The organism is Enterobacter sp. 22452, from assembly GCF_052045065.1.
Taxonomy (GTDB): Bacteria; Pseudomonadota; Gammaproteobacteria; order Enterobacterales; family Enterobacteriaceae; genus Enterobacter; species Enterobacter mori.
This window is the reverse complement of the sequence record NZ_JBQEOB010000002.1, coordinates 704986-730636: the sequence shown is the minus strand read 5'-3', so window position 1 is coordinate 730636 and position 25651 is coordinate 704986. Positions and strand designations below refer to the sequence as shown.

Below are 25651 nucleotides of genomic sequence, written 5' to 3'. Positions count from 1 at the left end.
CCGTATACCGAATTATTGTTAATGGAAACTAACATGTCAGAAATTAGCCGTGCCGTGCTTTTCGGCAAACTGGATACGCTGTTATTTACCTCTCTGGAAAGCGCCACTGCGTTCTGCAAGCTGCGCGGCAACCCCTATGTTGAGCTGGTGCACTGGCTGCATCAGCTGATGCAGCAGCAGGATGGCGATCTGCAGCAGGTCATCCGCCACTTTGCCCTTGATGAACAGCAGCTGACGCGCGATATCGTTGCGGCGCTGGATGTCCTTCCGCGCGGGGCGAGTTCCGTTTCCGATCTCTCCGAACACATCGACAGTGCCGTGGAGCGCGCCTGGGTCTTCGGCTCGCTGAAGTTTGGCGTCAGCCGTATTCGCGGCGGCCATTTGCTGATCGGCATGCTTAAAACCTGGAATCTGGCTAACGTGCTGAAAAGCATCTCGTCACAGTTCACCCGCCTGAACGTTGAGGTGCTGATTGAGCAGTTCGACGCTATCTGCGCCAACAGCAAAGAGACGCAGCAGGCCGCCGCCGCCGTCGATGCACCGGCGGGTGCGGTACCGGCTGCGCAGGGGACGCTGGCCCAGTACGGCCAGGACCTGACCGCCCGCGCTCGCGAAGGGAAGATTGACCCGGTTGTCGGGCGCGACGAGGAGATCCGCCAGATGGTGGATATCCTGATGCGTCGCCGCCAGAACAACCCGCTGCTGACCGGGGAAGCCGGGGTCGGCAAAACGGCGGTGGTGGAAGGGCTGGCGCTGCGTATCGCCGACGGCGACGTCCCGGAGCCGCTGCAAAATATCCAGCTGTGGCTGCTGGATATCGGCATGCTGCAGGCTGGCGCAGGCATGAAAGGCGAGTTTGAAGCCCGTCTGCAGGCGTTAATCAATGAGGTACAGTCCAGCGCCACGCCGATCATTCTGTTTATCGATGAGATCCATACCCTGATTGGCGCAGGCGGCCAGCAGGGGACCGGCGATGCGGCGAATCTGCTGAAGCCAGCGCTGGCGCGCGGTCAGCTGCGCACCATCGGGGCCACCACCTGGGCGGAATACAAAAAGTACATCGAGAAAGACCCGGCGCTGACCCGTCGTTTCCAGACGGTGCAGGTGCATGAGCCGGACGAAGCGAAAGCCATTCTGATGCTGCGCAGCACCGTATCGCCGCTGGAGACGCACCACCAGGTGCTGCTGCTCGACGAAGCGGTCAGCGCGGCGGTAAAGCTGTCGCATCGCTACATCCCGGCGCGTCAGCTGCCGGACAAAGCCGTTGCGCTGCTCGACACCGCCTGCGCCCGCGTCGCGGTCAGCCAGAGCGCGCCGCCCGCGCAGCTGGAAGACTGCCTGCGCCACCTTGCCGCGCTGGACGTGGAAATTGAGATCGCTGAGCGCGAAGCGCGCGTCGGTGCCGGTGACGCTGAGCGCGTAACGGCGTTACGCGCAGAACGCGACGCGTACGAAACAAAACGCGAAGCCCTGGCCCAGCGCTGGGAAGAAGAGCGCAGCCTGGTGCAGGAGATTATTCGCCTGCGCGCGGCGCTGTTCGCGGCGGGCGATGAAGACACCGCTGATTTGCGCAGCCAGCTGGCGGAACAGCAGCAGGCGCTGAACGCCTTACAGGGCGATGAACCGCTGCTGTTTGCGGCTGTGGATGAAAACGTGGTGGCCGCGGTGGTCTCTGACTGGACCGGGATCCCGCTGGGCCGGATGGTGAAAAACGAGATCGACGCGGTGCTGAACCTTGCCGACACGCTGAACCAGCGCGTTATTGGCCAGCGTCAAGGTCTGGACCTCATTGCCCGCCGCGTGAAAACCTCGCGAGCGAAGCTCGACGATCCCAACAAACCGGTGGGCGTCTTTATGCTGTGCGGCCCGTCCGGCGTCGGTAAAACCGAAACCGCGCTGGCGCTTGCGGAATCCCTCTACGGCGGCGAGCAGAACGTTATCACCATCAACATGAGTGAGTTCCAGGAAGCGCACACCGTTTCCACCTTAAAAGGTGCGCCTCCGGGGTACGTAGGGTATGGTGAAGGCGGGGTGTTGACCGAGGCCGTGCGCCGCCGCCCCTACAGCGTGGTGCTGCTGGACGAAATTGAAAAAGCGCACCCGGACGTCCACGAGATCTTCTTCCAGGTCTTTGATAAAGGCTGGATGGAGGACGGCGAAGGGCGCCATATTGATTTCCGTAACACCATCATTATTCTGACGTCCAACGTCGGCACCGACCTGATTAGCGCAATGTGCGCCGATCCGGAGCTGATGCCGGAGCCTGACGCGTTAAGCGGCGCCCTGCGCCAGCCGCTGCTGGAGGTATTCCCGCCGGCGCTGCTGGGCCGCCTGCTGGTGGTGCCGTACTACCCGCTCAGCGACGAGATGCTGGGGCAGATTGTTCGCCTGCAGCTCAAGCGCATTCAGCGCCGTCTGGAAGAGAATCACAGCATTATTTCTGAGTTTGACGACAGCGTGGTGGAACAGATTGTTCAGCGCTGTACCGAGGTGGAGTCCGGTGGCCGCATGGTAGATGCTATTCTGACCAACACCTTGCTGCCTCAGATGAGCCAGATATTACTTACCGCCAGCCGCAGCGACGAGCAGTACCGACGTCTGCACGTCACCTGCGAGCAGGGCGAGTTTCACTGTCAGTTTGCCGCGTAATAATCATCAAGAGAACTGTAAAAGATGACGGATAATGATAACAATCGGACTGTCCCAAACGCGCTCCCGGTCGGGTACCGCTTCAACGAGTTTGAAATCAAAGAGGTGATCGGCGGCGGCGGTTTTGGCATTGTCTATCGCGCGTGGGATCACCAGCTCGAACGCACTATCGCTATCAAAGAATTTATGCCTTCCTCGCTCGCCGTGCGCGGTGATGACATGACCCTCGTGCTGCGCAGCGAGCGCTTTGGCAAAGCGTTTTCCGCCGGCCTGAACAGCTTTATTCAGGAAGCCCGTCTGCTGGCGCGCTTTAACCATCCGAATCTGCTGCACGTCCTGCGCTTCTGGGTGCAAAACGACACGGCCTACATGGGGACGCTGTTTTACAGCGGCACCACGCTTTCACGCCTGCGTGAAGAAAAGCCGGAGCTGATCAACGAGGCGTGGATCCGCCGCACGCTGCCGATGCTGTTCGGTGCGATCAAGACCATCCACGACGAAGGCTACCTGCATCGCGATATCTCTCTGGATAACATTCAGATCCAGGATAACGGCCTGCCGGTGCTGCTCGATTTTGGCTCCGCGCGCCGCACCATCGGTAACCTCTCTGACGAAACGGAAACCATGCTGCGCCCGGGCTTTGCGCCGATTGAGCAGTACACCGATGACAACGAAAGCGAGCAGGGTCCGTGGACGGATATCTACGCCCTTGGTGCCGTACTGCGTACCCTGATTGTGGGATCGCCGCCGCCGGTAAGCGTAGTGCGTTCCATCCAGGATACCTGCAAACCGCTGGTGGAAATCATGCCGCAGGGTTATTCCATCCCGCTGCTGCAGGCCATTGGCCGCGCGCTGGCGCTGCACATGGAGGACCGTCCGCAGTCTATCGACGAGTTCGCGGCGCTGATTGAGATGCCGGTCGCCGGTATCAACGATGTGCTGACCGCCAAAAAAACCGGCACCATGCTGGTTCCGGTAGAGGAAGAGAAGCCAGCTTCGGCGCTTGACTGGCGCCGCTACAAGATCCCGGGCATGGTTGCCGCTGGCGTTCTGGTGGGCGTTGTAGCCGGAGCCATGCTGTTTAGCGGCGGCGGTCAGGATGTGCCCGAGCAGGCGGCGCAAGCACCGGCAGAGACGCGTCCGACTGAAACCGCCGCGAACACGCCAGACGTGAAGCCGGAAGCGGCGAAGGTTAGCGAGCAGGCAGCGGAACAGGTTCCACCACCTGTCGCGAGCCCTGTTGCGCTGGCCTATATCCGTATCCAGGACGGCGAAACGCTGAAAGTGAACGGCGAGCCAAAAGCGCTGCGTCCGGCGACGAACGGTTATGCATCGCTCAAGCTGCCAGCCGGTGAGGCGAAGATTGAACTGCAGGGCAACGGGATAACGCGTACCCAGACGCTGGATATTGCCAAGCCGGGCACCTGGCTGGTGAATCCGTAAGTCAGGCAGGGACAGGGAACAGGACGGAGCGAATGTATAACATTAAGTTTGTCTATCTTTTCAGCGAGAACGTCTCGCCAGCGCTTTTTGCGAAAATTATCCGCCCGTCCGTCGCCGGGCAGTGGATTATGTCGGTGCCCGACAATTCGCTGCGCTCGCTGTTCACGCGCTACGATTTACTGCGAACCATTACCGGTGCGAATCCCTATCAGTCCGGGCGCGATACGCGCAAGCTGATTGCGCAGGATCTTGATATGGGCAGAATCGTTGCGATTGACGAGAGTTTTCGCAGCTGGTCATCGGTAACGGAAATCTTTTACATCAATGCACAGGGGCGGCTGCAGGCCGCCTCGCTCACCGGACTGGGCTGGTACCCGGTAAGCACTATCGTCGATCGTTACGAAACGATGGTGCGCATCTATGGTTCCCGCCCTGCGCCAACGGAGCTGCCGACGCAGGTGGTGAAATCCAAAGCGGCGCAGGTGCCTGACCAGCCGACGCCGGGCAAAGACGGTAAAACCTATGCCTCTCAGTTGCAGAATATGACTAAAGCCGAACGCTGGCAGGCCCGTAAGGATCTGATTGCGAAGGGCAGCAACAGTCTCTACCCGGATGCGCAGATCGCGGCTAAACGGTTAGCGGCGAATAATATTGCCGTGGAGAAAGCGAAGCTTGCGGAAAATGTTTATAAGACCGTAAACCCGCTGGAAACAACGCCCGGCGTGCCGGAGGGGTGGACGGATATTAGTAATGACGCAGCGGCGCTGAAGAAGCTTGGGCTGAACAGCAAATCACTTTTCGACAATACAGCCTCTCCTGATTTTCTGGCCCGCGTATATCAACCCGACCCTGCTGTTTTTGGTCGTGATATGAACCCAACGTTGGTTTTCAGAGGGTCACGGCAACCCGAATTTTTCCCCATGAAGAACATGGCTGACTGGAAAAATAACGGTGCGCAAGGGCTCGGAATGGCGTCAGATTATTATAAAAGAGCAGTGGGTCTTGGCGAACAGCTCTCTAAATCCGGTCAACAAGTGGACATTGCGGGCCACTCTTTAGGGGGCGGATTAGCGTCTGCTACCGCGATGGCCAGCGGTATGCCGGGATGGACCTTCAATGCGGCCGGTCTAAATTCAGGTACCGTAGAGAAGTACGGCGGAAGTTTGTTGGGCAGTACGGAAAATATTCAGGCTTACCGGGTTGAAGGTGAACTGCTGACGAAAATTCAGGAAGTTAACCTTTGGGAAGATTTCAAAACGGTTAAAGGACACGTGCCGGCGCTGATAGCCAAAGAAGAGCTTTCTGCCGTCATGCCTAACGCTGCCGGAATTGCACACGACCTTCCGGGGGGAACGGGAGGTGCTCTCGATCGCCATGGCATCGATCAGGCGATTAACTGTATTGAGCAACAGAAAGTTGAAGACATCGCCATTATCGGGAGTCGCGCGTGAAATCATTGATTACTGGCTGGATAGCGCTTTGTTTAATGTTTATGGTTCAGGGGTGCAAGCAAAATATGGATTTAAAACCAGACAATTACTTCAGTGGTCAGCAGCTCGCAGTCGCGCGTGCAATTGAAGCTGGTGAGATGAATGAGGTTATTAAATTAGCGTCGCAAGCAGACCTTAATAAACCCGGTAAAGAGGACATGACGCTGTTGTTTTGGGCGGTGATGAACGCAATTAACGATAAAAAAACACCGGAACAGCTAAAAATTATTACCGCCCTGGTTAAATCGGGGGCAGATCCGCTCCAGCCAAGGCCTAAAGGAGAGAGCAGTCCGGCTGAATATGTGTTGAAAGCGGACAGTGGGGTCTGGATAAAGGCGATGCTGGAGGGCGGATTATCGCCGGATGCGAAGGATAAAACGTTTGGGGAACCGATTATCTTCGAGACCCTCGAAGCAAAAAACACCGATACGCTGCAGGCGATGCTTGACGGTGGAGCGGACATCAATATTACCAATTCACTGGGTAATACGTTGCTGATCGCCGCGCTGGACTTTCACTCTTACGACCATGTCCTGCTTTTGCTGGAGCGTGGCGCAAACGCTGAGATCAAGGCGGATAATGGCTGGACAATGGCCAACCAGCTGCAGCGTTATCTGAACCGGGCGAAAGAGGGCAGTGACGAATATCAAAAGCTGACTGAAATCAAAGACACGCTTATTCAGCATGGCGGTAAATGGCCTCCTGCACCGGTGAGTCAGTGATGTTGTTAAACAGTGCACTTCCTTGAGCAATGATGAGTGTTAAAAAGCAGGTATTCATTTTCTGGGGAACGATGGATGCGCTGGCTGTTGCGGTCTACTGTGCGCAGTCCGTGCGCCATGACAGAGTCCCCTTTGTATCCGATATATCCTCTTTCAGTGCGACAGGAAACTGGCTTTCTGGTGGTGGATCCGGCGTTCTGCTGCTTTTCTTTATTCTCGATTTCCTGTTGCTGTTGTCGCTCTTTGCCTCGGCATGGTGCTTTCTGACCGGGAAGCCTTTCGCGAGCAGACTGGCGCTCTGCCAGGAAGTTTTTCGTCTGATCTCCTTCCGGTACTCGGTGATCCTTTTCCCGTTGTTGTTGAATATCGCGGGCGCCTCGAACGTCTGGCTGTATAGTGTTTTGTTTATATTTTCAGAGTTTCTTAAGATCTACTCTCTGTGGATACATCAATACGGAAGGACGCGTAATGCTCGATCTTCACAGTGACGATGCTGTGGTTAACCATTATGCCGATCGCTACCGTAATCTGATGCCGGCAAATATCCGCAAGACCATACAGCAGATGGATACGGCTGAAGCGACAGCGTCTGAGATATGGGATAAAACATTACCCCTCGTCACAACGGAGGGTGTTTCGCTTGATAAAGCACTGGGGGCATTCGTAGGGCTGGCGGTTGGTGATGCCGTCGGGGCGACGCTGGAATTTAAGCGCCGAGATAGCGAACACATAAATGATATGCTCGGCGGCGGGCCTTTCCAGTTAAAACCTGGGGAATGGACTGATGATACTTCAATGGCAATCTGTGTGGCACAGACCTACCTTTCAGAAAAAAGAATGCATACCGATGTTATGCGGCAATGGCTTCTGAAGTGGTATCTCACAGGTTCAAACAGCAGCAACGGCCGTTGTTTTGACATTGGTAATACCACCCGTTTTGCACTGGAACAGTACAGGCGTATCGGCCCATCCTGGTACGGTAACACCGAGAAGCATACCGCTGGGAATGCCGCTATTGTTCGTCAGGCGCCCGTCTCGATCTTTCGCAGAAAATCGCTCCGCGCAATCTATTTTGAATCTCAGGCGCAGAGCCGGGCAACTCACGGCGCGGTTGAATCCATTAATGCATGCCAGTTTCTGGGGCTTATTCTCCATTATTTAATGAGCGGTTATCCAAAAGAGGCGTCGTTCGAGCCTCATCGGTTTCCTTTGTGTGCAAGGGTTATGATCGTCAACGCTGGTGAGTACAAGCATAAGGCCCGTCACCAGATTCGCTCTAGCGGTTATGTTATCGATACGCTTGAGGCCGCAATGTGGGCGGTATGGCATACGGATAATTTCCGTGATGCGATCCTTCTTGCCGCCAATCTGGCGGATGATGCCGACAGCGTTGCGGCAACGGCAGGTCAACTGGCCGGTGCGTTATATGGCTATTCAGGTATTCCGCAGAAGTGGAAAGATAAACTGGTCCAACACGAACGTCTCGTCAGCATGGCAGGGGAGCTATTTCACAGTGCACCTGAGGATAACTTTCTTTAACGTTTCTGACGCATAAGAGCACCGGCGCATATCCAAAACCACTTTGTCAAAATTAGCTTTACGTTCAAACACGTTTTCAGCATAAACCATTACGGAATACAGATTATGCTTAACCGAATTACCGTTCAGCTCCCGGTCGAGGGGCTGCTTTTCTGGAAACTCTCCGGCCGCGAGGCGATGTCCGAGTCGTTTGCGCTGACGCTGACCCTGCTCGGCACGGATGCGCGCATCGACCGCAGCAAATTGCTCGGTCAGCCGGTCACGGTGACCATCCCGACGCAGAACCTGCTTACCTCCCGCTATATCAACGGCAAAGTCACGCGCGTGGCGGTGAGCGCCGTTGAGCTGACGGGCACCCGCTACGCGGTGTACCAGCTGACGGTGGAGCCGGACCTGTGGCCGATGAAGCGCGACCGCAACCTGCGTATCTTCCAGGGGCAGACGGTGCCGCAGATAGTGAAGACCCTGCTGGGGGAGCATCAGGTCAACGTTGAGGATAAGCTCACCGGCAGCTACCGGGTGTGGGACTACTGCGTGCAGTATCAGGAGTCGAGCCTGGACTTCATCAGCCGTCTGATGGAGCTGGAGGGGATTGCCTATCACTTCAGCCACGAGGCTGATAAACACACCCTGGTGCTGACTGATGCCGCCACCCAGCATCAGCCGTTCAGCGGCTACGAGGTGATTCCTTATCACCAGACGCCGTCCGGCGGCAGTACCGACGAAGAGGGCATCGGCCAGTGGGCGCTGGAAGACAGCGTGACGCCGGGCATTTACAGCCTCGACGACTACGACTTCCGCAAGCCGAACGCGTGGCTGTTCCAGGCCCAGCAGAACCCGGCATCGCCGAAACCGGGCAGCATTGACGTGTACGACTGGCCGGGTCGCTTTGTCGAGACCGGGCATGCGGAGTTCTACGCCCGCATTCGCCAGGAGCGCTGGCAGGTTGAGCACCAGCAGATTCAGGCCACCGCCACAGCGGCGGGCATTGCGCCGGGCCACATCTTCACCCTGACCAACGCGCCGTTCTTCAGCGATAACGGCCAGTATCTGGTGACGGCGGCCGGATACCACTTCGAGGAGAACCGCTACGCCAGCGGTGAAGGTGAAACCATTCACCGCACCGATTTCACGGTCATCCCGGCGTCGGTCTCTTATCGCCCGGCGCAGAGCACGGCGTGGCCGCGCACCTACGGCCCGCAGACCGCGAAAGTGGTCGGGCCGCAGGGGGAAAGTATCTGGACGGACAAATACGGTCGCGTGAAGGTGAAGTTCCATTGGGACCGGCTTGCGAAGGGCGATGACACCAGCTCCTGCTGGGTGCGCGTGTCGAGCGCGTGGGCGGGCCAGGGCTACGGCGGGGTGCAAATTCCGCGCGTCGGCGATGAGGTGGTGGTGGACTTTATCAACGGCGACCCGGACCGTCCGATTATCACCGGTCGCGTGTACAACGACGCGAGTATGCCGCCGTGGGCGCTGCCGGCAGCGGCGACGCAGATGGGCTTTATGAGCCGGACGAAAGACGGTTCCGTCGACAATGCAAACGCCCTGCGCTTTGAGGATAAGGCGGGAGGCGAGCAGGTGTGGCTCCAGGCCGAACGCAACCTGGATATCAACGTCAAAAATGATGAATCCCATTCGACTGAAAAGAATCGAACCCAATATGTGGGAGAAGATGAAACCTTACGGGTTGTAAAAAATCAGAAAGCGGGCGTTAAAGGGGACGTCGTGTGCCTGACGGGTAACAGTCGCAGTGACAAAGTGGTTAACGACTATATTCTTTCTGCGGGTAATACGCTGAGGCTGGAATGTGGTGAAAGCGCCATTGAATTATCGAAAGATGGAAGCGTTAATATCATTGGCAATAACTTCAACTTTACTGCTAAGCAGAATGCGCAAATAAACACGCTTGGCGGTGAACTGCATCTGAATCCTACCGGTGGAAGCAATGCGATCAATCCTCCTGGGGCATCCCACCAGACGGCAATCCAGCAGGAAGTGGATAGCTTTTTTGTTTTCAACGCTAATAAGTAAACGTATTCAGGCTGGTACATAACCGACAACCCCGTCACCGTAAGGTGCCGGGGTTGTCGATGGGATAAATTGTAATGCACTGGTTTTTCTTCCTTTTCTTTTTGATCCTGACGCTGGCGGTTATCTGGAATGAAAAGAACGCCTTTGATAAAAAACAGTGGATAACAACGGGCCTGATGTTGGTGCTTGTTCTGCTTTCTACGGTTGTCATTGGTTTCTTTTTGAAATGGCTGGCGCTGTCATTTTTATTATTTCCTGTCGCGGTGGCAAAAAAATACTCCATCATCATTTCTATGTCTCTCCTGTGCGTCTGGGGCATGAAATTTGCCGTCGCTTTGCTGTGTGTTCTATTTTCAGGCGTTATGGCCGCGCATAAAAAAATGAATTTTCGCAATTATGAAAAGATCTCCCATATGTCACGCACCGTAGCGCCGCCCTTATTTGTCTTCGCTAAACTCCTTCTCTCGTTAGGGTGTGTCCTTATGTTTTCAGGCCTGTGGCTTAAGTAAGTGTTGCGATTGACGCTGCTTCGTGGCCGCTGAAACAAAGATGTTGCATTTACGGAATAACGATTATGCTCAACCGAATTACCGTTCAGCTCCCGGTCGAGGGGCTGCTCTTCTGGAAACTCTCCGGCCGCGAGGCGATGTCCGAGTCGTTCGCCCTGACGCTGACCCTGCTCGGCACGGATGCGCGCATTGACCGCAGCAAATTGCTCGGGCAGCCGGTCACGGTGACCATCCCGACGCAGAACCTGCTCAGCTCCCGCTATATCAACGGCAAAGTCACGCGCGTGGCGGTGAGCGCCGTTGAGCTGACGGGCACCCGCTACGCGGTGTACCAGCTGACGGTGGAGCCGGACCTGTGGCCAATGAAGCGCGACCGCAACCTGCGTATCTTCCAGGGGCAGACGGTGCCGCAGATAGTGAAGACCCTGCTGGGAGAGCATCAGGTCAACGTGGAGGACAAACTCACCGGCAGCTACCGGGTGTGGGACTACTGCGTGCAGTATCAGGAGTCGAGCCTGGACTTCATCAGCCGGCTGATGGAGCTGGAGGGGATAGCGTATTACTTCAGCCACGAGGCCGACAAACATACCCTGGTGCTCACCGACGCCGCCACGCAGCACCAGCCGTTCAGCGGCTACGAGGTGATTCCGTATCACCAGACGCCGTCCGGCGGCAGTACGGACGAAGAGGGCATCGGTCAGTGGGCACTGGAGGACAGCGTCACACCGGGCATTTACAGCCTCGATGACTACGACTTCCGCAAGCCGAACGCGTGGCTGTTCCAGGCCCAGCAGAACCCGGCGTCGCCGAAACCGGGCAGCATTGACGTCTACGACTGGCCGGGCCGCTTTGTGGAGACCGGGCATGCGGAGTTCTACGCCCGCATTCGCCAGGAGCGCTGGCAGGTGGAGCATCAGCAGATTCAGGCCACCGCCACGGCGGCGGGCGTTGCGCCGGGCCACATCTTCACCCTGACCAACGCGCCATTCTTCAGCGATAACGGCCAGTATCTGGTGACGGCGGCCGGATACCACTTCGAGGAGAACCGCTACGCCAGCGGTGAAGGTGAAACCATTCACCGCACCGATTTCACGGTCATCCCGGCGTCGGTCTCTTATCGCCCGGCGCAGAGCACGGCGTGGCCGCGCACCTACGGCCCGCAGACCGCGAAAGTGGTCGGGCCGCAGGGGGAAAGTATCTGGACGGATAAATACGGTCGCGTGAAGGTGAAGTTCCACTGGGACCGTCTGGCGAAGGGCGATGACACCAGCTCCTGCTGGGTGCGCGTGTCGAGCGCGTGGGCGGGCCAGGGCTACGGCGGGGTACAAATTCCGCGCGTCGGCGATGAGGTGGTGGTGGACTTTATCAACGGCGACCCGGACCGTCCGATTATCACCGGTCGTGTGTACAACGACGCGAGCATGCCGCCGTGGGCGCTGCCGGCGGCGGCGACACAGATGGGCTTCATGAGCCGCACGAAGGATGGCTCGGTCGACAACGCCAACGCCCTGCGCTTTGAGGACAAGGCAGGTGCAGAGCAGGTGTGGATCCAGGCCGAGCGCAACATGGACACCAGCGTTAAGAATGATGAAACGCACAGCGTCGGTGGCGAGCGCAGCCATTACGTTAAGAAAAACGAGCTGCATCGCGTGGAGGCTAATCAGATCCAGGCGGTGAAAGGTGGAACCGAGATCCTGACGGGGAAAGGCAAGCTGGATGCGGCGGTGGAGCAGTACGTTATCGCTTCCGGAACAAAGCTGAGACTTGTCTCCGGCGAGAGCGCCATAGAGCTTAACGCGAACGGCAAAATTAGCCTGATCGGCAAAGAGTTTAACTTCTTTGTTGAAGGGGATGGCCATATCACGACGGGCGGAAAGCTGCACCTGAATACATCGGGAACCAAGCCGGGCACAACGGCACCGGGCGCGGGGCATAAAGGGGATATTGATGCGGCGGTGCAGGAGAAATTCACGCCGCCGAAAGAATAACCGCTTTCTGTCTGCCGCCATGTTGTCCATAACGGCCCTTAAAAATCTCCAGCATTCTTAGACGCGGATTCACCAATGAAATACACCCTCCAGGAAGGTTCGTTTTCCCTTTTTCCTGCTGCCTGGCAGGATAACAGCATGAACATTATTCGCGATGACGAAAGCGGGCTGTCCGTCGTGGTCAGCCGCGGCGTTATCCCGGATGGCAGCGATTATGAGAAAGAGTTCCACCGCCAGTGGGACGTGATGCGCCCTCAGATGGGCGAGGTCGTTCAGAGCGAGTTCCAGGGTGCGAAAGCCGGGCCTGACGGCAATATCAGCGGTCTGGAAGTTGAAACCAACTTTGACCATAACGGGCAGCGCCTGTGGCAAAAACAGCTGGCCGTGCAGACGCCGGGCAAACCGGTGTTGATGATTTTTACCCTCTCAGCGCTCAGAGCATTCACTGAAGAGGATGAGGGGCGCTGGAGCGCGCTTAAGCAGAGCCTGACGCTAAACGACAACCGGACTGTGTAAGGCATGAGCGATAACAACGCGGCCCGTAAGGGCGACGAGATTATTCACTCCAGCATTTTTGCGGACATCACCAGCATTGTGGCGGAAGGTGCCGCTTATGCGGTGATCGGCGCGGCGGTGGGTGCCGCAGCTACCGTCGCAGCGCCATTGCTGGGGGCAGGGGCTGCAGCCGCAGGCGTGGCAGCGATTGGCTCCAGCTGTCTGTTAAGCGGCATCATTGGCGGCGTTCTGGCCAACGTGGCGGGGATCACAGACGATATCAGCAACGCCGCTGAGGGGTTAGGCAACGCGCTTTTCCCGCCGTCGCCTGCAGGTAAAATCACCACCGGCTCCAGCAACGTTCTGACGAATGCGATCCCCGCCGCACGCGCGGCCGGAACGCTGACGCCAGCAGATACCCCTTCACCTGAGCCGCAGTCTCCGGGCAGCTTTGCCGATTACGCGGGCATGCTGCTTTCCGCTGCCGGACAGTTTGGTAGCGAAATGTGGCAGCCGAGCGTGGCGTCTGCCGCCGCGGGCACCTCACCGCTGGAAGAAGACAAGGTGGCGTGTGAAAAGCACTCCGGACCGCAGTATCTGGCGGAAGGCTCGAAAAGCGTCTTCATTAACGGCCAGCCTGCGGTGCGTGCGAAAGATCGCACCACCTGCGAAGGGACCGTTTCCGATGACGTCTCCCCGAACGTGATCATCGGCGGCGACACGCTCACGGTTCGCGATATCAAAAGCGGCAAAACGCCGGGTCTGGCGCTGGGGATGATTGCGCTCTCCCTGCTCCGCGGCCGTCCGGGCAAGATTTTGAAAAACATGCCCTGCGCACTGGCGGCGGCGGGCGGCGGGATGCTGGCCGATATGGCCGTCAATGCCGTGTTTGGCTCCTCGCACCCGGTTCACGCCGCCACCGGCGTGAAGGTGCTGAATGACGATGACGAGCTTGATTTCTCGCTGCCGGGGCGCTTCCCGCTTCGCTGGCAGCGCAGCTACAACAGCCTGACCACCCGCGAAGGGCTATTTGGCCTGGGCTGGGCAACCACCTTTGACAGCTATCTGACGCTGGAAGAAAACAACGCCACCTGGTTCGACGAAACCGGGCGCGAGCTGAGCTTTGAACTGCCCCCTGTTGACCGCGCGTTTTACAGCATCAGCGAAGGCATTATTATCCGCCGCAATGAGAGCGGCGACGTGGCGATTGCCGACGATGACGGCGCGGTGTGGCGTCTGTACAAACCGACCCGGGCGAACCCCTTAATCCTGCGTCTGGCCTCCCTGAGTGATGAATACGGCAACGCGCTGCTGACGGCGTGGGACGAGCACGGCAGGTTGGTTGGTCTTCACGATGAGCCGCGGGCGATAGACGTCACCCTGCGCTATGAGGACGAACGGTTCCCGCAGCGCGTGACCGCTGCCAGCCATTTCGACGGCAACCAGACATGGCCGCTGATGCAGTGGGGCTACGATGCGCGCGGACAGCTGGCGAGCGTGACGGATGCCTCCGGCGTGGTGACGCGTGAATACCGTTATAACGAGCACGGGCTGATGGTCTGGCACCGGATGCCGGGCGGTCTGGAGAGCGAATACCGCTGGAAAAAATTCGATCACTGGCGCGTGGTAGAAAACCGCACCAGCACAGGCGACGGCTGCCGCTTTACCTATGATTTAGCCGCCGGGCTGACGACCGTTGAGCACTACGACGGTCAGACGCGCCGCCACTACTGGAACGCGCAAAATCTGATCGTCCGCTACGTTGACGAGCGCGGTGAAAACTGGCGCTACGAGTGGGATGACAACGAGCTCCTGACCCGCCGCATCGATCCGCTCGGGAACGCCGTTACCTTCGTTTATGACGAGATGGGCAACCGGGTGCAGGAGATCGACGCCGACGGCAATGCCCGCGCAACGAACTGGCTTGAGCACCGCGCGCTGCCGTCAGCCATCGTTGAAGCCGACGGCAGCGCCACCCGGTTCTGGTACGACGAACATCACGGGCTGAAGCGTGTGGTGGATCCGATGGGACAGACCACACAGCTGCGCCGGGACGAGTTTGGTCAGGTGGTTGAAGAGATAGATGCCGCCGGCAACAGCCGCTATCAGGAGTACAACGAGGCCGGGCAGATCGTTCGTGCGACTGACTGTTCCGGGCGTATTACCCGCTACCGCTATCATCCGCTGGGCTGGCTGGTGGCAGAGATAAGCGCTGACGGCGAAGAGACCTGTTACCGCTACGACGCCGCAGGGCGCCCGGTGCAGCTCGATCGTCCGGAAGGCTGGACGGAGTCGCTCAAATGGAACGAACGTGGCCTGCCGGTGAAGCATGCTGGCGCGGACGGTAAAGAAAGTGAGTTCAGATACGATGAGGCAGGGCGCTTAACCGCCACGCGTAATACTCAGGGTGAGGAGGTTCGTCGCCGCTGGGACAGCCGAGGGCGTCTGGTTGCTCTTGAAAACGAAAACGGCGAAGCGTATCAGTTCCGCTGGGGTGCAGACTCTCTGCTGCTGGAAGAGGTAGGGCTCGATGGCGTGGCCTCGCAGTATCGCTACGACGCCTGCGGGCGCACGATAGCGCGTACCTTTGCCGCCGGTCATCCCGAAGCCATTACCCACGCTTTCGCCTGGAGCGCGAGCGGCCAGCTGGTCGCCCGCACCACGCCGGAAGGACAGACCCGCTACCACTATACCCCGTCCGGGCTATTAAGCCGGATTGGGCTGCACCCTGCGCTTTCAGCCGACGCGTGGACCACCGAGGCAGAGCAGGAGCTTGCCTTTGACTATGACGCGCTTGGTCGCGTCACGCGCGAGGCGGGCGAGCACGGCGAGCTGGCGTGGGAGTATGACGCCCTTGGCAACCGCACCTCTGTCACGCTTCCCGATGGTCGCGAGCTGAAGCAGTTTTACTACGGCAGTGGGCATCTGCTCAGCATTGCTCTCGATAAGCTGTCGGTCTCCGATTTTACCCGTGACGAACTCCATCGTGAGACCAGCCGCACGCAAGGGCTGCTGACCACCCGCAGCGAATACGATCGTCTTGGGCGACTGCATCGCCGTGACGTCTTTACCGGCAATGCCCAGCGCCCGTCGCCGCGCCGGTGGTCCCGCCGCTGGGATTACGATTACCGCAATAACCTGGTGCGGGAAGAGCGCGACGATAACCCGTTCAGCTGGTACCGCTGGCAGTACGACAGCGCCGGGCGTCTGCTGGTTCAGGACGGCACGCTGCCCGGACAGGAGCAGTGGCGCTGGGACGCTGCCGGTAACCCGCTCGAAGGCTCTGCTGAGAAGGTTACGCACAACCGCCTGACGCAGCTGAACGGCATTCGCTGGCGTTATGACATCCATGGCCGTACCGTGGAGAAAGATAACGGTCAGACTCGCTGGCACTACCGCTATGACGGCGAACATCGCCTGACGGAGGTTATTAGCCAGCCGCGGGATCGCAACAGGCCGCAGACGCAGGTCAGCTTCCGCTACGACCCGCTCGGACGCCGCATCAGCAAAACGCGTCAGCAGATGCTGGGCGGTCAGCCAGCCGGCAAGCCGGTTACCACCCGGTTTGTCTGGGAAGGGTTCCGCCTGCTGCAGGAGGTGCACGGAGACGTGCCGCTCACCTACGTTTACAGCGACCAGGACAGCTATGACCCGCTGGCGCGTATTGACGGCGTGGAAGCGCCGGAGATTTTCTGGTTCCACTGCCAGCCGAACGGCACACCGGAGCGGATGACGGATATCGAAGGGCAGGTGCGCTGGGAAGGAGTGAACAGCGCCTGGGGCAAGCTGTTGCGGGAAAGCGAAACACAGCTATCAGGATATTCCCAGAACCTGCGCATGCAGGGGCAATACCTGGACCGTGAGACAGGGCTGCACTACAATCTGTTCCGGTATTACGACCCGGACTGCGGACGGTTTACGCAGCAGGACCCGATAGGGTTGGCGGGGGGGATAAACCTTTACCAGTATGCGCCGAATGCGCTGGGGTGGGTGGATCCGTGGGGGTTGAGTTGCCGTAAAAAATTTATGGGAAGAACCCCGGGAAAAAATAGTAAAACTGGACGTGAAGTAATCGCACGAATGCGAGGAGAAGGACGTATTCGTGGTACGGGCGATAGGATGCAATTTAAAAGCTCAACTGATGGTAAATGGTACCGTATTCAGGATGCGGACATGGCTCATTTAACAGATGCAGTTAAATACTGGAATCAGAAGGGTGGCTACTATGGTCCTAAATCTCGTGAGGTCAGAGCCTTTATGAGAGATTCCAGAAATTATGAGCTTGAATATTATGGCCACAATCGGTCTCAGGGAGCGCTGCTACCTGATAGATATAAAGATTCCGCTGATTTTATTGGCCCACAGGAAAAATCCCAATATTTCCAATGAAGGAGCATTGTTCCATGAAAGATCTTGAAGACCCAAAAATTGAATCCGAAATTAACTCCTTTGTTGAAAAAGGAAACGAGTTTCACGATGACAAAAAATACGCCGAGGCTTTAGAGCAATACCAAAAAGCATGGCAAGCTCTCCCTGAACCAAAGCTTGAATGGGAACTTGCCAACTGGATCTCTGCGTGCATGTACAGCGCATATTTTGATCTCGCCGATTACGATGAGGCGAAGAAATGGGGAGAGACGACGTTGCGCACACGTGGATCGGATATAGACACTGCACCATCAATCGACCTCGGCATGGTCTGTTACGAGTTGAATCAATTCGATGAAGCGTATAAATATTTCAACGATGCTTATAACTACGGCAAAGAGCGTGCGTTTCAGGATAGACCTAAAAAATACCTTGAGTTCTATCTGCGCAAGAGGGCGTAAAATCGGTAATTTATGAAAAAAAATCCACGCCTTGGCGTGGATTTTTTTCATTCAAAACAAATCAAACGTTAAACAGGAAGTTCATTACGTCGCCATCTTTAACGATATAATCTTTCCCTTCCGCACGCATCTTGCCTGCTTCTTTCGCGCCTTGCTCACCCTTGTAGGTGATGAAGTCTTCAAACGCGATGGTCTGCGCACGAATAAAGCCTTTCTCGAAGTCGGTGTGGATTTTACCAGCCGCCTGAGGCGCAGTTGCACCCACAGGGATGGTCCACGCACGCACTTCCTTCACGCCAGCGGTGAAGTATGTCTGCAGGTTCAGTAGCTCATAGCCTGCGCGGATCACGCGGTTCAGGCCCGGCTCTTCCAGACCCAGCTCGGCCATGAACTCTTCACGATCGGCATCGTCCAGCTCGGCGATATCGGATTCAACGGCCGCGCACACGGCAACAACCACAGAACCTTCTGCCGCCGCGATTTCACGCACTTTGTCCAGGTACGGGTTGTTCTCGAAACCGTCTTCGTTAACGTTAGCGATGTACATGGTTGGCTTCAGGGTCAGGAAGCTCAGGTATTTGATTGCCGCTTTGTCTTCTTCAGTCAGGTTTTTCAGCGCGCGCAGCATGCCGGCGTTTTCCAGCTGTGGCAGACATTTTTCCAACGCAGCCAGTTCCGCTTTCGCGTCTTTGTCGCCGCCTTTGGCTTTCTTCTGCACGCGGTGAATCGCGCGTTCGCAGGTGTCGAGATCGGAGAGCGCCAGCTCGGTGTTGATGACGTCGATGTCGTCGGCCGGATCCACTTTGTTGTTTACGTGGATGATGTTGTCGTTCTCGAAGCAGCGCACAACGTGGCCGATCGCTTCGGTTTCACGGATGTTGGTCAGGAACTGGTTACCCAGGCCTTCACCTTTGGATGCGCCTTTTACCAGGCCCGCAATGTCCACGAACTCCATGGTGGTCGGCAGAATACGCTGCGGCTTCACGATTTCCGCGAGCTGGTCCAGACGCGGATCCGGCATTGGCACAACGCCAGTGTTAGGTTCGATGGTACAGAACGGGAAGTTCGCCGCTTCGATACCCGCTTTGGTAAGCGCGTTAAACAGGGTGGATTTGCCCACGTTTGGCAGACCGACGATACCGCATTTGAATCCCATTTCTAAATCACCTTAATATCTTGATAATCAATCCGTTAACGATAACCGACTGATGAAAAGTAAATAACTACGCCTATTATACACGTAACCCGCATGACGCGCGGTAAAAAAGCCGGATCGGGCAGATTATTGCGCTTTGAAAGCGTGTAAGCGGTTTGTCGCTTTGGTTAGCCCGTCTTTCAGCCAGATTTCGGTGCAGCGCGCCGCTTCGTCTACCGCTTCGTCAATCAGTTTCTGCTCAGAAACCGGGGGCTTACCGAGTACGAAACCGACAACTTTGTTTTTATCGCCCGGATGACCGATTCCGACGCGCAAACGGTGGAAATTCGGGTTATTGCCCAGCTTGCTGATGATATCTTTAAGACCGTTGTGGCCGCCGTGCCCGCCGCCCAGTTTGAATTTTGCTACGCCAGGCGGGAGATCCAGCTCATCGTGAGCCACCAGAATTTCATCCGGATTGATGCGATAAAACGTTGCCATTGCCGCCACGGCTTTACCGCTCAGGTTCATAAAGGTGGTGGGCACCAGTAAGCGAACATCCGCGCCAGCAAGGTTGATACGTGAGGTATAGCCGAAGAATTTAGGTTCTTCACGCAGGGGAGCACGTAACCGCTCGGCCAGCAGATCGACGTACCATGCCCCGGCGTTGTGGCGAGTGGCCGCATATTCTGCGCCCGGGTTGGCGAGGCCGACAATCAGTTTAATCGTCACGATTCAATTCCTAATGGGTTCCAGATCTGGCGCGTAGTTTACTGTCTGGCGCGCCGCTTGACAAAATTCTGCGAGCATCATAACGAAATGCGAATAATTTCCGGTTTGAACAATTAGAATTTCAAGCTGTTCAAAGCCTTATTTGTAAACTTTTGTTTGGGCGTTATCTGTAATTGTGATCATTCACGCAACTCATAAAAGGGGCGTTGTCTATACTTTACACACAAGGATTAGGGGCTTTTCCCCTGACAACCCAAAGTTCCGGAGGTGACACATGAAACGCAAAAACGCTTCGATACTCGGTAACGTGCTAATGGGGTTGGGGCTGTTCGTGATGGTAGCCGGGGTGGGTTATTCAATTTTAAACCAGTTACCACAGTTTGATCTCCCGCAATACTTCGCGCATGGCGCGATATTGAGCATCTTCATTGGTGCGGTATTATGGCTGGCGGGGGCTCGCGTGAGCGGCCATGAGGAAGTGTGTGACAAGTACTGGTGGGTGCGCCACTACGACAAACGCTGTCGTCGCGACCAGCATAAGCACAGCTAGTGCTACGATGAAGAACACCGAAACGGTTCCCTGGGGAGCCGTTTTTTTTTGCATCAAGGGTTGACCCTCACGTAACGTAAGGCTCCAGAGTGGTGCCACTGGCAAAGAAAAGGAGCAGTTATGTTGATTCAGGTGGGTGAACTGGCGAAACGTGCCGGGATCACCGTACGAACATTGCATCACTATGAGCAAACAGGGCTGTTGCTGCCTTCTGCCAGAAGCGCGGCAGGTTACCGGCTTTACAACCTGGCGGATGTCCAGCGTCTGCACATGATCCAGGCGCTGGCAAAAGCGGGGCTGGAACTTGCTGAAATCAGGGATTTTCTGGAACAGGAGTCGCTGTCGTTAACGGAACTCCTCGATGCGCAAATCAGCCTGCTGGATAAACAGCTGCGCAGCATAAACACGCTGCGCGACAGGCTGATGGACTTACGCACCGGGCTTGCCGCCGATGAGACTCCCGATCTGGAATCCTGGCTACAGACTCTGGAGTTAATGAATATGTACGATCGCTGGTTTAGCAAAGAAGAGTTACAGCAGCTGCCGTTTGCGGTGCAGAAGGATGCGCTGGCGGCTATCTGGTCAGGGCTGGTTGCAGAGGCCAGCATGCTGCTGGAACAACACATACCCGTGACGGACGCCCGGGCGATGGACCTGGCGACGCGCTGGATGGAACGCCTGGAGCTGGACACAGCGGGTAAGCCGGAGTTTCTCACCCGGCTGAACGAAATGCACAGCGTTGAGCCACAGATGCAGGCACAGACCGGCATTACGCCGGAGATGACCGATTACATTACGCGGGCGTTTGCCGAATCGAAACTTATTATCTGGGAGAAATATCTCTCTGCCGAAGAGATGGCTTTTACCCGGAAACACTACTTTGACCGCATGATGGAGTGGCCGCCGCTGGTGGCAAAAGTGCACCAGGCGCAGCGGGAAAATCTAGACCCCACCTCTGAAGAGGCGCAAAAGCTTGCCGAAAACTGGCTGGCGTTGTTCCAGTCGTACGCGGGTACGAACCCGGAGACCCAGCAAAAGTTTCGCGTGGCCATGCAGCAGGAGCCGCATCTGATGAAGGGAACATGGATGACGCCTGCCGTACTTGGGTGGCTCCAGCAGGCTATCGGGGTGATGATGCAGAGACGTTTCTCTGCATCAGGTGGCTCACAGGTCCGCTAGCGCGGCATCCCGGTTAGGGTAGAAGGAGAGTCGGCCAGGGATGGGCTGCACGCCCGCACGCGCCATGGTGCGCAGGGGCTGGAACTCTAGGTTACTCACCCGCAGCTCACAGCCTTCCGGCAGACGTTTCACGAAGCGTTGGAAGGCATCCAGCCCGCCGGCGTCCAGCACCGGTACGGCATCCCATTTCAGTACCACAATCCGTTTGCCCGCGATGCGGGACTCCAGATCGCTGAACAGGCCTTCCGCCGCAGCGAAGAACAGCGGGCCAATTACGCGTAGCACCAGCACATCATCAGGCACCTCCACGTTAACCGGGGAGAGGCGCGTCATCTGCGCAATGCGGCGCATAAACAGCAGGGAAGCCAGCACGATCCCGACGCTGATGGCGATAACCATATCGAACAGCACGGTCAGCGACATGCAGATTAGCATCACGATGATGTCGTCCTTCGGCGCGCGACGCAGCAGGTTCACCACCTTATGCGCCTCGCTCATGTTCCACGCCACCATCAGCAGCAGTGCCGCCATTGCAGAGAGCGGGAGCCAGGAGAGCCAAGGAGCAAGAATGAGCAGGGCGAGGATCACCAGCACGGAGTGGATAACCGCCGAAACGGGTGAGGTTGCTCCCGCGCGCACGTTGGCAGCAGAACGGGCGATGGCTGCCGTTGCGGTAATACCGCCGAAGAACGGCGCGACGAGGTTGCCTAATCCCTGACCGACCAGCTCGCTGTTGGCTTTGTGTTTGGTGCCGGTCATACCGTCCAGTACGACGGCGCACAGCAGGGACTCAATCGCCCCCAGCATCGCCATAGAAAATGCGGCGGGAAGCAAAGCTCGCAGGGAATCCCAGCTTAGGGTAAAGCTGGAGCCGGGCATGTCCCAAGGCAGCACCAGCTGCGGCAACAGCTGCGGAATGCCGCTACCCTGTGAACCGTCCGCCAGAACATAGTGGAACTGCGAGCCGATGGTCGCGACATGACCACCGAACATATTGACGATAGCCATCACCGCGCAGCCCAGCAGCAGGGCGGGCAGATGGCCCGGGAGACGGATCCCCAGACGAGGCCAGACGATCAGCGTACCCAGCGTCACAATCCCAATGGCGGCGTCGCCCAGGTTTGCAGTCGGCAACGCCATAAACAGCGCGCCCACTTTTTGCAGATAGTGTTCAGGGACGTGAGTCATTTGCAGGCCGAGGAAATCCTTGATTTGCATCGTCCCGATGGTGATACCGATCCCGGATGTGAACCCCAGCGTGACGGAAAGGGGTATGTACTCGATCAGGCGGCCAAAACGGGCCAGGCCAAACAAAATTAAAAAGACGCCGGACATCAGGGTGGCGACCAGCAGGCCTGCCAGACCAAACTGCTGTGAAACCGGGTAGAGGATCACCACAAAGGCGGCGGTCGGGCCGGAGACGCTGAAGCGCGAGCCGCCCGTCAGGGCGATGACGATCCCGGCAACGGCCGAGGTGTACAGACCGTACTGCGGCGCAACGCCGCTGCCAATCGCCAGCGCCATCGCCAGCGGGATGGCGATAATGCCGACGGTGATCCCGGCAATCAGGTCACGTACAAAGCGTGATGAGGTGTACTTCTCTTTCCAGCAGGCGTCGATGAGGGCGCGAAAGGGCAGAACATGTGAGGAAGTTACGTTTTTCACAATTATCTATCATCCGTATGCGCATCATCTGTCATATCAATGGCAGGTGAAGGAGGCATTAATCATACAAATAAAACCCAGAGACAAAAAAACCCGCCGCAGCGGGTTTTTTGGCCGTGTTCGATTAGTGTTCGAACATTGCTGAGATGGATTCTTCGTTGCTGATACGACGAATCGCTTCGGCCAGCATCCCGGACAGGGTCAGGGTACGCACGTTTGGCAGTGCCTTGATCTCGTCGCTCAGAGGGATGGTATCGCATACCACCACTTCGTCAATGACGGAGTTGCGCAGGTTGTTTACCGCGTTACCGGAGAAGATCGGGTGGGTCGCGTAAGCGAACACGCGCTTGGCACCACGCTCTTTCAGCGCTTCAGCGGCTTTACACAGCGTACCGCCGGTATCGATCATGTCGTCAACCAGCACGCAGTCGCGGCCAGCAACGTCACCGATGATGTGCATCACCTGAGAAACGTTAGCGCGCGGACGACGTTTGTCGATGATCGCCATGTCGGTATCGTTCAGCAGCTTAGCGATAGCACGGGCACGTACCACGCCGCCGATGTCCGGAGAAACCACGATTGGGTTGTCCAGGTTCAGCTGCAGCATGTCTTCCAGCAGGATTGGGCTGCCGAATACGTTATCAACCGGGACGTCGAAGAAGCCCTGGATCTGCTCTGCGTGCAGGTCAACGGTCAGTACGCGGTCAACACCGACGCTGGACAGGAAGTCAGCGACAACTTTAGCGGTGATTGGCACACGTGCGGAACGGACGCGACGGTCCTGACGGGCATAGCCGAAGTAAGGGATTACAGCAGTGATACGGCCTGCTGAAGCGCGACGCAGGGCGTCGACCATAACAACCAGTTCCATCAGGTTGTCGTTTGTTGGAGCACAGGTGGACTGGATGATGAAAATATCACCACCGCGTACATTTTCGTTAATTTGTACGCTGACTTCGCCGTCGCTAAAGCGACCTACGGCGGCGTCGCCGAGGGAAGTGTACAGGCGGTTGGCAATACGTTGTGCTAGTTCCGGGGTGGCGTTACCAGCAAAAAGCTTCATATCAGGCACGAGAAGAACCTCAGGCATGCGTCCAGTGGTGGATAGCGTTCGCCGCAAACTGTGCGGGCCAGGCAAATGCTATCCAGGCGGTGTATTAAAGAGCGCGATGCAACGTCTGGAACAGGGTGACGTTGTCACCGAAACTCAGTCTGCGCCAGTATGGTCTGCTGTAGGGGGGAGGTGTTCATCCCGCGTGCTACAAAACCATGCAGCCAAACCGGCGCTTGCTCAAGCACCTGACGAGCGGCGGATTCGGTGTCAAATTCAGCAAAGACACAGGCCCCTGTACCCGTAAGGCGCGACGGCGCGTATTCTAACAGCCAGGAAAGCACCGCATCAACCTCGCGAAAACGTTTTCTTGCGATATCCTCGCAATCGTTGCTGAATTCACAATTTAATAACGTTTCTATTGACCGTTCCGGGGTATTTCTTTTCAGGTCAGGATCTTTAAAGATGACCGGCGTTGGTATGCTCACGCCAGGGTGGGCAACCAGATACCATTTTTCCGGCGGGTCGACTGGCGTGAGGATCTCGCCTACGCCCTCGGCAAAAGCCGCATGACCGCGAACAAACACCGGGACATCAGCCCCCAGCGTCAAGCCTAAGGTTGCCAGTTCGTCCTTTGACAGCCCGCAGCCCCAGAGATGATTCAGCGCAACCAGTACGGTCGCGGCGTTAGATGAGCCACCGCCCAGCCCGCCGCCCATCGGCAGACGCTTCTCGATACGGATATCCGCACCGCTTCCTGAGGGCAGACGACCTGATTCCGCTGCGGCTTTCATCAGAAGGCGCGCGGCGCGCACGATCAGGTTGTCCTCATGCTCCACACCTTCAACGGGCGTCAGCAGGCAAATCCGTCCATCCTGGCGCAGCTCAATGGCGATCGTGTCGCCATAATCAATAAACTGAAACAGCGTCTGCAGGGTGTGATAACCGTCAGCACGCTGGCCGGTGATGTATAAAAACAGGTTCAGTTTTGCCGGAGAGGGCCAGTGGGTCATCATTTAACGATCCAGTTGTCCATTTTCAGCTTAATGCGCTGGCTGCCTTGCGTCAGCTCCATATTCGTCGGCAACGACGGTTTACTCTTGCTGTCATAGGCGCTGTACACCACTTTCCACGTCTTGCCATTTTGAGTGTAGTTCACCTGGCTGAGACGGTATTGATCGTCAAGCTGGTAGTCTGTTGCCTCACCCGGCAGACCGAGGATCCACTGGCGCAGGCTGTTCAGCGGGATAGGCATCCCCGTCAGCTTGCCAATCATCTCTTCGGCGTCTGTCGCGGTGTAGTGCTGGCCTTTATTATCGGTGATCTGCGCTTCGCCCGGTTTGGCGATAAGCTCCAGTTCGGTGCTGCCCAGCGGATTTAACAGCAGCAGGCGATAGTTGTCCTGACCCGTTTGCTGCCAGAAGAAACGTGCATAAACCTTTTGCTCGTCAGAGAGATAAGCGAAAGCGCCGCGGGTCTGGTACTGGCTCAAATTACGGACGTCCTGCTGGTGCTGACGCCACTGCGGTGAATCAGGGCTTTTGCCCGGGCCTTTTGGTTGGGTGACGGTACATGCGGTCAGAACCAGTGCCGCCAGCGGCAGCAGGCGAATCAGTCGGGTCATAATGAGGACAAATCCTT

Annotated in this window: 20 protein-coding genes; 14 read left to right on the top strand and 6 right to left on the bottom strand. The window is 57.1% G+C overall.

What is annotated here, in order from left to right:
- Positions 1 to 33 precede the first annotated feature (33 nt).
- The 12 genes from tssH to ACTJJA_RS08595 all read left to right on the top strand — a co-directional run bounded on the left by tssH (position 34) and on the right by ACTJJA_RS08595 (position 17698).
- Positions 34 to 2649, top strand: a complete 2616-nt coding sequence (tssH, locus tag ACTJJA_RS08650) for a type VI secretion system ATPase TssH (RefSeq protein ID WP_440667437.1) — start codon at positions 34 to 36, stop codon at positions 2647 to 2649.
- Positions 2650 to 2673: 24 nt separating this feature from the next.
- Positions 2674 to 4092 carry a serine/threonine protein kinase gene (locus ACTJJA_RS08645; protein WP_440667435.1) on the top strand — a complete coding sequence of 473 codons (1419 nt, stop codon included), beginning with the start codon at positions 2674 to 2676 and terminating at the stop codon, positions 4090 to 4092.
- Positions 4093 to 4124: 32 nt separating this feature from the next.
- Positions 4125 to 5543 (top strand): phospholipase, encoded by a 1419-nt coding sequence (locus ACTJJA_RS08640; RefSeq protein ID WP_440667433.1) that lies wholly within the window; start codon positions 4125 to 4127, stop codon positions 5541 to 5543.
- A gap of 35 nt (positions 5544 to 5578) precedes the next feature.
- Positions 5579 to 6304, top strand: a complete 726-nt coding sequence (locus ACTJJA_RS08635; RefSeq protein ID WP_256350462.1) for an ankyrin repeat domain-containing protein — start codon at positions 5579 to 5581, stop codon at positions 6302 to 6304.
- Between the two features lie 32 nt (positions 6305 to 6336).
- Entirely contained in the window at positions 6337 to 6792 is a 456-nt protein-coding gene (locus ACTJJA_RS08630; protein ID WP_440667431.1) for a hypothetical protein, read from the top strand.
- Positions 6773 to 7843 carry an ADP-ribosylarginine hydrolase Tri1 gene (gene tri1 / locus ACTJJA_RS08625; protein ID WP_440667429.1) on the top strand — a complete coding sequence of 357 codons (1071 nt, stop codon included), beginning with the start codon at positions 6773 to 6775 and terminating at the stop codon, positions 7841 to 7843. Before ACTJJA_RS08630 ends, tri1 begins: the two co-directional genes overlap by 20 nt.
- A gap of 105 nt (positions 7844 to 7948) precedes the next feature.
- The gene (locus ACTJJA_RS08620; protein WP_440667427.1) at positions 7949 to 9877 is read left to right on the top strand and encodes a type VI secretion system Vgr family protein; all 1929 of its coding nucleotides are present in this window, start codon (positions 7949 to 7951) and stop codon (positions 9875 to 9877) included.
- A gap of 74 nt (positions 9878 to 9951) precedes the next feature.
- Positions 9952 to 10386 (top strand): hypothetical protein, encoded by a 435-nt coding sequence (locus ACTJJA_RS08615; protein ID WP_440667425.1) that lies wholly within the window; start codon positions 9952 to 9954, stop codon positions 10384 to 10386.
- A gap of 65 nt (positions 10387 to 10451) precedes the next feature.
- Positions 10452 to 12374 (top strand): type VI secretion system Vgr family protein, encoded by a 1923-nt coding sequence (locus tag ACTJJA_RS08610; protein WP_440667423.1) that lies wholly within the window; start codon positions 10452 to 10454, stop codon positions 12372 to 12374.
- Positions 12375 to 12449: 75 nt separating this feature from the next.
- Entirely contained in the window at positions 12450 to 12890 is a 441-nt protein-coding gene (locus ACTJJA_RS08605) for a DcrB-related protein (protein ID WP_440667421.1), read from the top strand.
- 3 nt (positions 12891 to 12893) lie between these two features.
- Positions 12894 to 17258, top strand: a complete 4365-nt coding sequence (locus tag ACTJJA_RS08600) for an RHS repeat-associated core domain-containing protein (RefSeq protein WP_440667419.1) — start codon at positions 12894 to 12896, stop codon at positions 17256 to 17258.
- A gap of 14 nt (positions 17259 to 17272) precedes the next feature.
- Entirely contained in the window at positions 17273 to 17698 is a 426-nt protein-coding gene (locus ACTJJA_RS08595) for a hypothetical protein (protein WP_023336006.1), read from the top strand.
- A 61-nt stretch (positions 17699 to 17759) separates the two neighbouring features.
- Here ACTJJA_RS08595 and ychF read toward each other — a convergent pair whose 3' ends face one another.
- Positions 17760 to 18854: a redox-regulated ATPase YchF gene (ychF, locus tag ACTJJA_RS08590; RefSeq protein WP_010432886.1), complete on the bottom strand. Its 1095-nt coding sequence runs from the start codon at positions 18852 to 18854 to the stop codon at positions 17760 to 17762.
- Between the two features lie 126 nt (positions 18855 to 18980).
- Positions 18981 to 19565, bottom strand: a complete 585-nt coding sequence (gene pth / locus ACTJJA_RS08585; protein ID WP_023336005.1) for an aminoacyl-tRNA hydrolase — start codon at positions 19563 to 19565, stop codon at positions 18981 to 18983.
- A gap of 274 nt (positions 19566 to 19839) precedes the next feature.
- On the opposite strand from pth, the gene ychH reads away from it, so the two are divergent.
- Positions 19840 to 20115 carry a stress-induced protein YchH gene (ychH, locus tag ACTJJA_RS08580; protein ID WP_042713911.1) on the top strand — a complete coding sequence of 92 codons (276 nt, stop codon included), beginning with the start codon at positions 19840 to 19842 and terminating at the stop codon, positions 20113 to 20115.
- A gap of 120 nt (positions 20116 to 20235) precedes the next feature.
- Positions 20236 to 21294, top strand: coding sequence for a MerR family transcriptional regulator (locus ACTJJA_RS08575; RefSeq protein ID WP_421510518.1), 1059 nt, complete (start codon positions 20236 to 20238; stop codon positions 21292 to 21294).
- On the opposite strand, the gene dauA is transcribed toward ACTJJA_RS08575, so the two are convergent.
- The 4 genes from dauA to lolB form a co-directional block, all read right to left on the bottom strand.
- Complete coding sequence (dauA, locus tag ACTJJA_RS08570) at positions 21280 to 22959, bottom strand: C4-dicarboxylic acid transporter DauA (RefSeq protein ID WP_440667415.1); 1680 nt, start codon at positions 22957 to 22959, stop codon at positions 21280 to 21282. The genes ACTJJA_RS08575 and dauA overlap by 15 nt on opposite strands.
- A gap of 124 nt (positions 22960 to 23083) precedes the next feature.
- On the bottom strand, positions 23084 to 24031 hold the full coding sequence (gene prs, locus ACTJJA_RS08565) for a ribose-phosphate diphosphokinase (protein ID WP_003856663.1): 948 nt from the start codon (positions 24029 to 24031) through the stop codon (positions 23084 to 23086).
- Between the two features lie 125 nt (positions 24032 to 24156).
- Positions 24157 to 25026: a 4-(cytidine 5'-diphospho)-2-C-methyl-D-erythritol kinase gene (gene ispE, locus ACTJJA_RS08560; RefSeq protein WP_440667413.1), complete on the bottom strand. Its 870-nt coding sequence runs from the start codon at positions 25024 to 25026 to the stop codon at positions 24157 to 24159.
- Entirely contained in the window at positions 25023 to 25634 is a 612-nt protein-coding gene (gene lolB, locus ACTJJA_RS08555) for a lipoprotein insertase outer membrane protein LolB (protein ID WP_440667411.1), read from the bottom strand. The genes ispE and lolB overlap by 4 nt, the downstream gene beginning before the upstream one ends.
- Positions 25635 to 25651: the final 17 nt, after the last annotated feature.